Genomic DNA, 12017 nt, shown 5'->3' on the forward strand with positions numbered 1-12017 from the left:
CCCCCCGTCCGCGCCCCCCCCCCCCGGGACCCCAAACCCCCGCCCCCCCCGCGCCCTCCTTTTTTATTTTCAGCGGCTGTACTTGGCCGGCACAAGCTTCTCTTACCACTATCTCCCATGAATCGACGCCTGTTCTGCTCAGCCGACAAGCAGCCCCGCATTCAGCCAGATAAAGCGCAATCCAATCACACACAGCAGTCCGGCAAAGCAGTTCTTAAGTAATTGCGGCGACAGCCGGTGAGCCAGGTTGGCACCGAAACGGGCGAAGGGGGTACTGGCCAATACTATGCCGGCAAACGCCGGCCAGTAGATATAGCCGCTGCTCCAGGCCGGCAGCTGCTCATCATTCCAGCCCTGCACCGCAAAGCTGATGGCGCCGGCTATAGCAATGGGCAGGCCGCAGGCGGCGGAGGTGGCCACGGCGCGCTGCATCTGCACTCTGCAGTGGGACAGGAAGGGTACCGTCAGGGAGCCACCGCCGATGCCGAAAATCGCCGAGGCCCAGCCGATTACCCCGCCCACAACCGCCAGCAGCGGTGCAACCGGCAGTTTCTCACCGTTTTGCGGCAATTCTGCGTGGCGCCGTCCGGCCAGCCACATCCTACTGGCGATCACCATGGCGAAGACGCCGATCAGCAGCTGCAGCCAGGCCCCCGGCAGTAAGTGGGCGGTCACACCACCGAGCCAGGAACCCAGCAATATACCGGGCGTCATCGACAGGAAAATGGGCCAACCCACCGCGCCCTTCAAATGGTGGGTGCGGATAGAGCTGATCGAGGTGATGACGATGGTGGCGAGCGATGTGGCCACAGCCATATGGGTGAGTATTTCGGGGGCGATGCCGAGGGCGGTAAAGACCAGCACCAGCGCCGGTACTATGATCAGTCCTCCACCGACGCCGAAAAGCCCTGCAATGGTGCCGGCGGCGGCGCCGACCAGCAGGTAGATTAGTAGAGTTTCCAATTTTCTCGCCCCCCAAAATCCATTTCTACCTGTAGATACTCTGTTTCAATTCAAACATTCATTGGCTCGTCATACCGGCGCAGGCCGGTATCGAGTTCCGGGGGGCGCCTGGATTAGGTGGCGCTCCTGCGCCACGCCCTTCGGGCCATTCGCTTCGCGAATGCTCGCTACGGCATCCGTGCATTCGCAGTCCGGCCTGCGCCGGAATGACGAGAAAGCTGTTATTGTTCTGTAGGACCTTCCAGCCTTTCCAGGTGTTCACGGCGCCTTCGGCCCCTACGGTCAGACATCAGTCGCGCTTGTCGATATCCAGCCAGTCAAAGCCCTGCTGCTGGCAGGCAAAGATACAGTTGGCGACCTTGTCGGCCGCATCGGCCAGGGCCGCGCGCGCCAGTTCGACGCTATTGTTCTTCTCACTGATATGGGCGACCACCAGATGCTGCAACTGGTCGCAGCCGACCCGCTGCAGGAATCCCGCTGCCTGTTGGTTGCTCAGGTGGCCGTAGGCACCGCCGACCCGACGTTTCAGCGACGGTGGATAGGGTCCCTGGGCCAGCATCTGCGGGTCGTGGTTGGCTTCCAGTACCAGGGCATCGCAGTCGCCGAAATGAGCCTCGACGTGGGGGGTTACGGTCCCCAGATCGGTAAGCAGGCCGAGACTGCCGCCGCGGTTGCGGAAGACAAACTGGGCCGCCTCGCGGGCATCGTGGGGCACGGCCACCGGGGTGACCTGGATATCCGCCACCGCAAACGGCTGGTGGCCCTCGATCAGGTGTAGCCGGGGCAGTTTGCCGATATCCCGCGCGCGCAGGGTACCCGGCGTCAGGTAGACGGGCAGTTTGTACTTGCGCGCCAGCGGCGCCACACCGGACAGGTGGTCGCTGTGTTCGTGGGTCACCAGAATCGCGGACAGGTCGGAGGGAGAAACGCCGAGCCGCGCCATGCGCCGCTCGGTTTCCTTGATGGTAAAGCCGCAGTCCACCAGCAGGCAGTGGTCGCCGCTGGCGACCAGGGTGCCATTGCCCTTGCTGCCGCTTCCCAGGGAAGCGAACCTGAGCGCCATCTAAAGCGGCGCCATTAAATCAGGTTCTGGCGAATCGCCTGCAGAAGCTGCGAGGCCTTGGCGCGAGACAGGGGCTGGCCGCGGGTATTGCGTACGCGCACCTCTATCTGGTCGTTGGCCCCGCGCAGCATCACCAGGTAGCCCGGGTACTCTTTATGGGTAGATGGGGTAGCCGGCGCGCCGCCGAGCCCCTGGATGTTGGCAAAGAGTGCCGGTTCGGCATCGCTGCTCAGGTCGATATTGGCCAGCACCTGCTGCAGGGTCACCCCCTCCGCAGCCTTGGCCAGCTCATCCTCGCCCTTGCCGCCCCAGGAGAACCAGCCGCCCTCCTCTTCGTCATCGGCGAGTTCGCGGTCCTCGTCATAGGTTACGTAGAAGAGGCCGATATCGGCATCCTCCTGGTGCAGGCGATAGGCGCCGACATTGAGCGCATGGGCCACGGTGGCCCAGGCGCGATCCATGGTCAGTCCCATGGAGATATAGGGTTCGCGCCCGGCCGGTTCCTGCAGCTGCACCTTGACCGAAGTGCCGCCGATGGCCTGGGCGACCAGGGAGGCGGCGGCACCGGTGGACTCGGCGGCCAGTGCCGAGGACATCTCGTCGATCATCCAGCCTTCGCGCTCGGGGTTACTGGACTGCTGCGGCCAGTTGACACTGCCCCCCACCGGGGCCTCCGCCGGTACTGACAGATGGCGCACATGCACCTCGGTGGTGTCCGGCTGGACCCCGGCCTCCACCTGCAGGCGATACTTGTCCTTGGTGCCCGGGCTGTTGTCGAACTTGAGCCAGGTGGTTTCCATGATGCCGGCGCTGGCATCGGACATCTCCAGGCGCATGCCGGAGGTACGCAGGAAATAGTGCAGCTGCGGCCAAACCTCGGCCGGCGGCTGGCTGACCAGGACCCAGCGGCGGTTGCCCAGCTTCTGGATCTTCACCCGGTCCAGGCCGACGTTGACCGACAGCGCCTGCGGGCGCGGCACTTCAAATTCTTCCTGGGTCAATTCGTTGCTGGCGATCTGCGGAATCTCGTACAGCTCTTCCTGGTGCTTGGCGGTCACGCCGGAGGGCAACTGCAGGGGCGGCAGGGTGTCCGCGCGCTGGTAGTCGTCGCTGCGATCGCGGAAATAGCCGTTGTCGCCGAAAATACCGCAGCCGGCCAGCGCGATACTGGCGATACAAAGTGCGGCTCCAGCAGTCAATTTTGTCATTATATCTATCCTGGTTAATTCTCTGGTCGCGGGTCAGAGCACGCCCGCACTGCGCAGTGCTTCGCGCACAGTGGCGTGGTGCTCAGCGGAGAGACTGGTGAGCGGCAGGCGGATACCGCCGTCGATACGCCCCATTTCCCGCAGTGCCCATTTCACCGGTATCGGGTTGGACTCCACAAACAGCACTTTGTGCAATATCCGGATACGCTGATCTATGGCCCGCGCCGTCTCGGCGTCGCCACCGATGGCCGCTTCGCACATCTGTGCCACTGCCGCCGGCGCCACATTGGCGGTCACGCTGATATTGCCGTGGCCGCCCATCAGCATCAAATCCATCGCGGTGGCATCGTCGCCGGAGTAGACCGCAAACTCTTTCGGTAGCGTGTCCAGCAGTACACGGGCGCGTTCCAGGTCTCCGGTGGCCTCTTTGAGGCCGACGATATTGCCGATCGCGGCCAGGCGCTGCACCGTTTCCGGCAGCATGTCCACGGCGGTGCGGCCCGGTACATTGTAGAGAATCTGCGGTATGGCCACGGCCTTGGCGATGGTCCTGTAGTGCTGGAACAGCCCCTCCTGGGTGGGTTTGTTGTAGTAGGGAGTGACCAGCAGGCAGGCGTCGGCGCCGCATTTGGCCGCCGTCTCGGTAAGCTCTATGGCTTCGGTAGTGGAGTTGGCGCCGGTGCCGGCGATCACCGGAATGCGCCCGGCCACCTGATCCACCACGCGACGGATCACTTCCAGGTGCTCGTTGACGTCCAGGGTGGCGGATTCACCGGTGGTACCCACGGCGACCAGGGCGCGGGTGCCCTGCTCTATATGCCACTCCACCAGGTTGTGCAGGCTGTCCCAGTCCAGGCTGCCGTCTGCATACATTGGGGTAGCCAACGCCACCATACTGCCGGTAAACATCCTAACTCCTTATTCTCGCACCGCGCCAAAATGAGACGGCTATGTTACTGAGGGCGCCCACTCTATGCCAGCGGCGATTACTTCGCCGCCCTTCTGCGCTTCTTTTTCTTCTTGCGCACACCTTCATAGATATTGGACGCGCCCTCGGGCCGGGTCTTGAAGCGGCGGTGCACCCACATGTACTGGGCCGGGTTCTCGCGCATGCGCGCCTCGACAAACTGATTGACCAGTATCGCGTCCCGCAGTTCGTCGCCGGATGGAATTTCCTCGATCGGCGGGTAGACTTTGACCCGGTAACCGGAGTCATCCTCGAGACGCGTGACAATATAGGGAACCACCTGGGCGCGTCCCACACGGGCAAAACGCGAGGTGCCGGTCACCGTCGCCGCTGGCTGGCCGAACAGGGGCGCAAAGACGCCCTGCTTGATACCGTAGTCCTGGTCCGGCGCATACCAGACGGCGCGACCATTCTTGAGTGCGCGCAGCATGCCGCGCACGTCCTTGCGCTGGAAAACCTCCGAGTCCTCACCGTGGCGCTCGCGGCCCTTGCGCTGCATATAGTCGTAGACAGGGTTCTTGTGCGGCCGGTACATGCCATCCACCTTGTGGCTCATGGCCATGAAGGCGGCACCGATTTCAAGGGTGGTGAAGTGCATCGCCATCATGACAACGCCCTGGCCGCGGGACTGGGGTTCCTGCAGGTGTTCCAGTCCGTCGATGGTAAAGCGCTTGCGCAGCCATGTGGAGGAGCGGAACCAGGCCATGCCGGTCTCCATCAGCGCTATGCCGTTGGAATCGAAATTGCGTCGCAGCAGCTCGGCGCGCTCGGCGTCGACCATGTCCGGGAAGCAGAGTGCCAGGTTGCGCTCGGCGATGGTGCGGCGGCTCGGCGCCAGACGCAGCATCAGCCGGCCAAACAGACGCCCCAGTGCCAGCTGCCAGCGGTAGGGCAGCTGGGCCACGAGAAACCATAGGGCGAACAGCAGCCAGGTCGGCCAGTAGCGCGGGTGCAGCAGTGCCGCGCGGAATCGGGGTTTTTCCATCGGACTTTATTTTTGGGAAGGGTAATTTGCCGCTTTGGCGGTCGAAAGCGGCGCATTATATAGCGGGTGGTGGTTAGGGGGTAGGATGGGCAAAGCGAAGCGTGCCCATCAGCGCCGCATAAGATGGGTGCATCGCTGCGCTCCATTGCCCATCCTGCGAAAGCCAGGTCAGTGGCGTAACAGCGTATCCAGCTCGTCGACAGCCTCGCACCAGTCGGAGTCGTCCTGTATCGCCTCCTTCAGGAACCTGCGCTGGCCATCGGACCAGAAGGGGGCCTCAGACAGCTGCTCCTGGCCGCTCAGGTGGTGGCGATCGAGAAAGGCCTCTATGGCCGCGTCCTCGGAATCGAGCCCCAGCTGGGCGAAGAGGTCGTTGAGAGAGTGAAAACCGGTGATTTCCATGGTGTTCCCCGCGAAAGTACTTACCCGACTTAACAGTATAGTTAGCCCCCGCTCGGCGGCCCAATCGCCGCTCAGGGAGCGGGATTGGGGTTCAGAGCGTGGACCGACTCGATCGCGGCCAGCTGATCGTCGTCGAGCCTTATCCCGGCGCTGGCGATATTGCTCTTGAGTTGCGCCATGGTGGTCGCGCCGACAATATTTGACGTCACGAATGGCTGCCGGTTGACGAAGGCCAGCGCCATCTGCGCCGGATCCAGGCCGAACTGCCGCGCCAGTGCCACATAGGCTTCAGTGGCCTGCACCGCGCGCTCGCCGGTGTAGCGCTGGAAACGCTCGTACAGAGTCAGGCGCGCGCCTTCGGGTTTCTTGCCGCCCAGGTATTTGCCGGACAGGACCCCGAAACCCAGCGGCGAATAGGCCAGCAGGCCGCATTGCTCGCGGATCGCCATCTCCGCACAACCCACCTCGAAAGTGCGGTTCAGCAGGCTGTAGGGATTCTGGATAGAGGCGATGCGGGGCTTGTTGCCGTGCGCGGCCAGACGCAGGTAGCGGTGCATGCCCCAGGGCGTCTCGTTGGAGAGACCGATATGGCGCACCTTGCCGGCCGCGACCAGTTCCGCCAGCGCGTCCAGGGTCTCGGCGATGGCGATGCCGTCGTCGTTGCCGTGCTCATAGCCGAGGCGCCCGAAGAAGTTGGCCTGGCGCTCGGGCCAGTGCAGCTGGTATAGGTCGATATAGTCGGTGCGCAGGCGCCGCAGGGAGTCATCGCAGGCCTGCCGGATCTGTTCGCGGGAGAGGCGCGGGCCGCCGCGGATGTGGGCCACACCGGAGTTGGCGTCGCCGCGCCCGGTGACCTTGGTGGCCAGCACAATCCTGTCGCGGTTTCCCCGCGCCGCCTGCCAGTTGCCGATGTACTCCTCGGTGCGCCCCTGGGTCCCGGGGCGCGGCGGCACCGGGTACATCTCGGCGCAGTCGATAAAGTTCACCCCCTGGTCCAGGGCATAGTCCAGCTGCTCGAAGGCTTCGGCTTCGGTGTTCTGCTCGCCGTAGGTCATGGTGCCCAGGCAGATGAGGCTGACGTTCAGATCGGTTTTGCCCAGCTGGCGGTATTCCATGGAGAGACTCCTGCAGATCAAAGGGGTTGATTATGCAGGCTCGGGGAGAGGAGTTGTAGGAGCGGCGGGGCGACGCCCCACCGCTCCTACAGCGTACTATCGTCATTCCGGCGCAGGCCGGAATCTAGATGCTACTAATTCTGGATACCGGCCTGCGCCGGTATGACGAGCCAATTAGTAATTGATACGGAACAGTTTATCTACAGGTGATAAGGGATTATTTGAAATCCGCCTCCACCATCGGGCTGGTATCGGCCTCGTAATCGACACCCTCGACCCCGAATCCAAACAGCTTCAGGAAGTCCTCCTGGTAGCCCTTGTAGTCGGTCAGCTGGAACAGGTTTTCCTCGGTCACCTCCGGCCACAGCTTCTCGATCTTGGCCTGGGTCTCCGGGCGCAGTTCCCTGTCATCCATGCGGAAACGGTTGGTGTCGTCCAGGCGCGGGGCGTCGGTGTAGAGGCCCTCGGTGTAGAGGCGGTACAGCTGCTCGATACAGCCCTCGTGGGTGCCCTCTTCCTTCATCACCTTGTAGACGAGGGAAATATACAGCGGCATCACCGGAATCGCCGAGCTGGACTGGGTCACCAGCGCCTTCAGCACGGCCACATTGGCATCGGCCTTGCCGCTGTCGGTGATGGCCTTGGCGGCGCGGTCAAGATCCTCCTTGGCCTTGCCGATGGTGGCGTGGCCATAGATGGGCCAGGTGAGCTTTTCACCGATATAGGTGTAGGCGACTGTCTTGCAGTCATCTGCCAGCACACCGGCCTCGCCCAGGGCGTCCAGCCACAGCTCCCAGTCCTCGCCGCCCATGACTTTTACCGTCGCGGCGATCTCTTCCTCATTGGCCGGCTCGACGGAGATGTCGGAGATTTCCAGCTTGTCGGTGTTCAGGTTTTTGGCGGTGTAGGACTTGCCGATCGGCTTCAGCACGGAGCTGTACAGCTCGCCGGTTTTCGGATCGGTGCGGCGCGGTGAGGCCAGGCTGTAGATCACCAGGTCCACCTTGCCCATGTCCGCCTTGATCATGTCGATGGCCTTGGCCTTGATCTCATCGGAGAAGGCATCGCCGTTGATGCTCTTGGCGTAGAGGCCGGCCTTGTGTGCCTCTTCCTCGAAAGCCGCCGAGTTGTAGTAGCCGGCCGAGGCGGTGCGCTTTTCTGTCGGCGGCTTCTCGAAGAAGACACCCAGGGTCTTGGCGCCGCAGCCGAAGGCGGCGGTGATGCGCGAGGCCAGGCCGTAGCCGGTGGAGGCGCCCACCACCAGCACATTCTTGGGGCCATCCTCGACGGCCGGCTGGGATTGGATGTATTCGATCTGCTCGCGCACATTGGCGGCACAGCCCTGCGGGTGGGCGTTGGTACAGATAAAACCGCGTACTTTCGGCTGGATAATCATGCCTTTCAGTTCCCCCTTTGGTTTGGGAATCGTGGTTGTTCAGTCACGTCATTGGTGCCGCATTCTAATGGCAGATGGGGCCGAGTCCCATAGCGACCATCACAAGCTGGCCGCTTTGTTGTCCAGAATATCCATGCTCGCGGCCAGATTAGCAACATTCGCCCCATCGGGGAGCCGCGGCAGCCTCTATCGCCTTATCGCGATGCACTTTCCACACCAGTTGGCACAGTTTTCCCGAAGTTAGACACACTTCATGTAACGTCGCCTTGGCACGCTGTATGCACTTCTTATTTCGGAACCGCCAGGAAAGGCGGTAATTTCCAGCAAAAAAATCAACATCGCGAGGTTCCCAATGAAATACTACTCACGTCACTTCGTTAAACCCGGCGATCTCAATCCGGCACAACGGCTGTTCGGTGGCCAGCTGCTGGCGTGGATAGACGAGGAGGCAGCCATCTTCGCCGGCTGCCAGATGGGCACCCCCATGGTGGTGACCAAGCTGATGTCAGAGATAGACTTCGTCAGCTCAGCCTTCTGTGGCGACGTGGTGGAATTCGGCTTCGAGGTGGTGGACATTGGCCACAGCTCCCTGACGGTACACTGCGAGGTGCGTAACAAGCAGACACGGGAGCTGATCATCCAGGTGGAGCGCATAGTGTTCGTGGCCCTGGATGCGGAGGGCAAGCCGACGCCACACAAGAAGGCGGGTATGTCGCTGGAGGAGGCACGACTGGCAGCGGAGCAGGAGCGGGAGCTGCAGGATCAGCGGCTAGCCGGCTAGCCGGCTAGCGCGAATGGTCCCCCCTCCCTTTGGGGAGAGGGGGAGCATCAGACATATTTCAGCGGCAGCCGCGTGGTCTGCTTCATCGTCTCCATTACAAAACTGGAACTCACATCGAACAGGTCCGCCTTGATCAGCTCCTTGTATAATCGGTCGTAGCCCGGCATGTCCGTCACCACCGCCTTGACCAGGTAATCCAGATCACCGCTCATGCGGTGCACTTCCAGAATCTCCGCGACTCCCTGCACCACCCGGCTGAACTGCGCCGCCCACTGGTCGTTGTGCTGGTTGGTGCGAATCGCAATATAGACAGTCAGCGGCAGGTTGACCCTGTCCTGGTTCAGCAGCGTGACCCGCTCGCGGATCACTCCTTCGTCCTCCAGCTTGTGGATGCGCCGCCAGCAGGCGGACTTGGAGATACCCACCCGCTCGGCGATGTCGCCGACAGACAGGGTCGCGTCCCGCTGCAGCAGATCCAGTATCTGCCGGTCCTGATTGCTCAGCTTCTGTTCCGCCACACCTCTCCCCTCAAAATCGTTCCTATAATTGATACAGCACCGGTTCAATGTCTCAGCATTCTATAGCATGTGAAACGAAACACCGGAAATAACGCCAAATACGAGCCAAGTGGAGACATTGTTTCACCCTCCCTACCCTATAGTTCGCAACCCTGATGAACTGGGGAAGTAGAGCATGAGCGCACTGATAAGAAGCATCCGCGAGTCCGTGATCGGCGATATGCAGCCGATCGATACCCCCTTCGGCCGCAAACCGCTGGTCTACGCGGATTACACCGCCTCCGGGCGCGCACTGGGCTTTATCGAGGACATCATCCGCGAGCGGGTACTGCCCTACTACGCCAACACGCATACAGAGACCTCTTACACCGGTGCCCAGACCACGGCACTGCGCGAGGAGGCCCGCAATGAGGTTCGCCGCGCACTCAACGCCGGCCCGGAAGACAGGGTGATCTTCTGCGGCTCCGGCGCCACCGCTGCCGTGCACAAGCTGATCGATATCCTCAACCTGCGCCTGCCCGCGGACCTGAACCAGCGCTACCGGCTGCTGGAGAGAATTCCGCCCCAGGAGCGGCCGGTGGTCTTTATCGGTCCCTACGAGCACCACTCCAACGAGCTGCCCTGGCGGGAGAGTATCGCCGAGCTGGTTTCCATTCCCCTCGATGCGGACGGCGGGCTGGACCTGCAGGCTCTGGAAGCCCGCCTGCGCGACTATGCAGAGCGGCCGCTGAAGATCGGCAGCTTCTCGGCCGCCTCCAATGTCACCGGCATCAAGACCGATGTCGATGCAGTGGCGCGGCTGCTGCATCGCCACGGCGCCCTCTCCTTCTGGGACTATGCCGCGGCGGCGCCCTATGTGGGCATCGATATGAACGGCGCGCAATCCACCGACGGCGACAGCAGCAAGGACGCGGTGTTTATCTCGCCGCACAAGTTTGTCGGCGGCCCGGGCACACCCGGCCTTCTCGTGGTGAAGCAGAAACTGCTCAACAACTCGGTACCGGCGGTACCCGGCGGCGGCACCGTGCTCTATGTAACGCCGGAGGATCACCGCTACCTGGGCGACGCCGAGCGCAGTGAAGAGGGCGGCACGCCGGCGATCGTCGAATCGATCCGCGCCGGGCTGGTATTCAGGCTGCAGCATCAGGTGGGCACCGACGAGATTGAAAAGCGCGAGGCGGATTTTGTGCGCCGCGCTATCGCCCGCTGGTCCGAGTGCGAGAATATCGAGATACTGGGTAATCCCAATGCCCCGCGCCTGTCCATCACCTCACTGCGCATCAAATGGCGCGGCGAGGACCTGCACTACGGCTTCGTGGTGGCGCTGCTGAACGACCTCTTCGGTATCCAGGCCCGCGGCGGCTGCTCCTGTGCCGGCCCCTACGGCCACAGCCTGCTGGGCATGGATATGGAATACAGCAGGGCGCTGGAGGCGCAGCTGCTGGAAGGCCACATGGTATTGCGACCCGGCTGGGTGCGGTTGAATTTCAATTACTTTATCGACGAGGACACCTTCGAGTACCTGGTGCGCGCGGTGGAGCTGGTGGCGGAACACGGCTGGAGGCTGCTGCCCTACTATCACTTTGACCGGGATCACGGGGTCTGGCGTTTCCAGGATATCAGGACCGCACCCGCGGTCAGCTTTGCCGGTCTGGACTTCAATCAGCCCAACATCGCGTGCGAAGGTGACCAGCATGCACCGGGTCAATTTTCCCTGCGCGAACAACTGGCGCTGGCGGAGCGGGAGCTGTGTCGCGAACGACTCGACGCTATCCGCTACAGCCTGGAACTGCCGGCGGAAGCGGAGCAGCTGCGCTGGTTTGTCGCCCCGCAGGAAATCTCACAGATGTGGGACCATTAACAGGCCCGCACTGACTCGGTATTCCTATCCGTTCGGTACAGGGTGCCGAACAGCCAGTCCCCGATCGGGTAGGTAATATTGAAGTTGTAACACTGCATCAGGCGCGGATCGTGGTGCCGGGTGTGCAGCCGGCGCAGCGTCGCCATGCCCGGCAGCCTGCCCACCCAGGAATCCTTGTCCATATGGTAGCCAAAGTGCAGCAGCTCGTAATTCAGGAAATAGCCGAACACCGTGGCCGCGTATAGCCAGGCCACATTGGCGCCGAGCAGCCAGTACACCAGCAGTGCCGACGGCACCACGGTAAGCAACAGGAAAAATACCACCAGTACCGGCGGGAAGAGCACCGCGTGAAAATCGCGGCTGTCGCCATAGGCCATGACGTCGTGGCGAAAGAAGCGGTGGTGGCGCAGCGTGTGGCGCTGGTAGACACCCCCGAGCCATTTGCGCCTGTTGTGCATGGGGCCCCGGTGTCCCCAGTACTCCATCAGGTTCGTATAGACAAAGGCGAGCGGCACCGTCAGCCACTGGTACCAGGTAGGTTCTTTCAGTTGCAGCAGGCTGTAGGCGATCACCGCGAGACTGGCGCTGACGGTAAAGGCCAGGTGCAGCCAGCCGTTGTAGTGGCGACCGATAAAATCGGCCCTGTAGCTCTGGCGGTATTCTTGCAGTTTTTTATTATTTTTCATCGCTCACTCTCGCGGTGATCAATGCAATTTATAGGTGTGCCCCATGGCCGCTCTTACAGAATTATTTCAGCT

12 protein-coding genes are annotated in these 12017 nt (G+C 62.2%); 2 read left to right on the forward strand and 10 right to left on the reverse strand.

Features of this window, described 5'->3' with window-relative positions; translation table 11 throughout:
* Positions 1-138 precede the first annotated feature (138 nt).
* From IG627_RS06930 to fabV, 8 genes are all read right to left on the reverse strand, one after another.
* Positions 139-963 (reverse strand): sulfite exporter TauE/SafE family protein, encoded by an 825-nt coding sequence (locus IG627_RS06930; protein WP_193191541.1) that lies wholly within the window; start codon positions 961-963, stop codon positions 139-141.
* A 289-nt stretch (positions 964-1252) separates the two neighbouring features.
* A complete protein-coding gene (locus tag IG627_RS06935) occupies positions 1253-2026 on the reverse strand; it encodes an MBL fold metallo-hydrolase (RefSeq protein ID WP_193191543.1) in 774 nt (257 codons plus the stop codon).
* Positions 2027-2040: 14 nt separating this feature from the next.
* Positions 2041-3234 carry an outer membrane protein assembly factor BamC gene (gene bamC / locus IG627_RS06940; protein ID WP_193191545.1) on the reverse strand — a complete coding sequence of 398 codons (1194 nt, stop codon included), beginning with the start codon at positions 3232-3234 and terminating at the stop codon, positions 2041-2043.
* Between the two features lie 33 nt (positions 3235-3267).
* Entirely contained in the window at positions 3268-4143 is an 876-nt protein-coding gene (dapA, locus tag IG627_RS06945; RefSeq protein ID WP_193191547.1) for a 4-hydroxy-tetrahydrodipicolinate synthase, read from the reverse strand.
* A 77-nt stretch (positions 4144-4220) separates the two neighbouring features.
* Positions 4221-5186 (reverse strand): LpxL/LpxP family Kdo(2)-lipid IV(A) lauroyl/palmitoleoyl acyltransferase, encoded by a 966-nt coding sequence (lpxL, locus tag IG627_RS06950; protein WP_193191548.1) that lies wholly within the window; start codon positions 5184-5186, stop codon positions 4221-4223.
* Positions 5187-5354: 168 nt separating this feature from the next.
* Positions 5355-5588 carry a DUF2789 domain-containing protein gene (locus IG627_RS06955; RefSeq protein ID WP_193191557.1) on the reverse strand — a complete coding sequence of 78 codons (234 nt, stop codon included), beginning with the start codon at positions 5586-5588 and terminating at the stop codon, positions 5355-5357.
* 71 nt (positions 5589-5659) lie between these two features.
* On the reverse strand, positions 5660-6703 hold the full coding sequence (locus IG627_RS06960; RefSeq protein WP_193191568.1) for an NADP(H)-dependent aldo-keto reductase: 1044 nt from the start codon (positions 6701-6703) through the stop codon (positions 5660-5662).
* A 217-nt stretch (positions 6704-6920) separates the two neighbouring features.
* A complete protein-coding gene (gene fabV / locus IG627_RS06965; protein WP_193191570.1) occupies positions 6921-8099 on the reverse strand; it encodes an enoyl-ACP reductase FabV in 1179 nt (392 codons plus the stop codon).
* 352 nt (positions 8100-8451) lie between these two features.
* On the opposite strand from fabV, the gene IG627_RS06970 reads away from it, so the two are divergent.
* A complete protein-coding gene (locus tag IG627_RS06970; protein ID WP_193191572.1) occupies positions 8452-8880 on the forward strand; it encodes an acyl-CoA thioesterase in 429 nt (142 codons plus the stop codon).
* A 47-nt stretch (positions 8881-8927) separates the two neighbouring features.
* On the opposite strand, the gene IG627_RS06975 is transcribed toward IG627_RS06970, so the two are convergent.
* A complete protein-coding gene (locus tag IG627_RS06975) occupies positions 8928-9398 on the reverse strand; it encodes an Lrp/AsnC family transcriptional regulator (protein ID WP_319024517.1) in 471 nt (156 codons plus the stop codon).
* A gap of 175 nt (positions 9399-9573) precedes the next feature.
* Between IG627_RS06975 and IG627_RS06980 the strand changes: the two genes are divergently transcribed.
* Positions 9574-11259 carry an aminotransferase class V-fold PLP-dependent enzyme gene (locus tag IG627_RS06980; protein ID WP_193191574.1) on the forward strand — a complete coding sequence of 562 codons (1686 nt, stop codon included), beginning with the start codon at positions 9574-9576 and terminating at the stop codon, positions 11257-11259.
* Here IG627_RS06980 and IG627_RS06985 read toward each other — a convergent pair.
* Positions 11256-11945, reverse strand: coding sequence for a sterol desaturase family protein (locus tag IG627_RS06985; RefSeq protein ID WP_193191583.1), 690 nt, complete (start codon positions 11943-11945; stop codon positions 11256-11258). The genes IG627_RS06980 and IG627_RS06985 overlap by 4 nt on opposite strands.
* Positions 11946-12017 lie beyond the last annotated feature (72 nt).

The sequence above is a fragment of the Microbulbifer taiwanensis genome, assembly GCF_014904815.1.
In the GTDB taxonomy this organism is placed as follows: Bacteria; Pseudomonadota; Gammaproteobacteria; order Pseudomonadales; family Cellvibrionaceae; genus Microbulbifer; species Microbulbifer taiwanensis.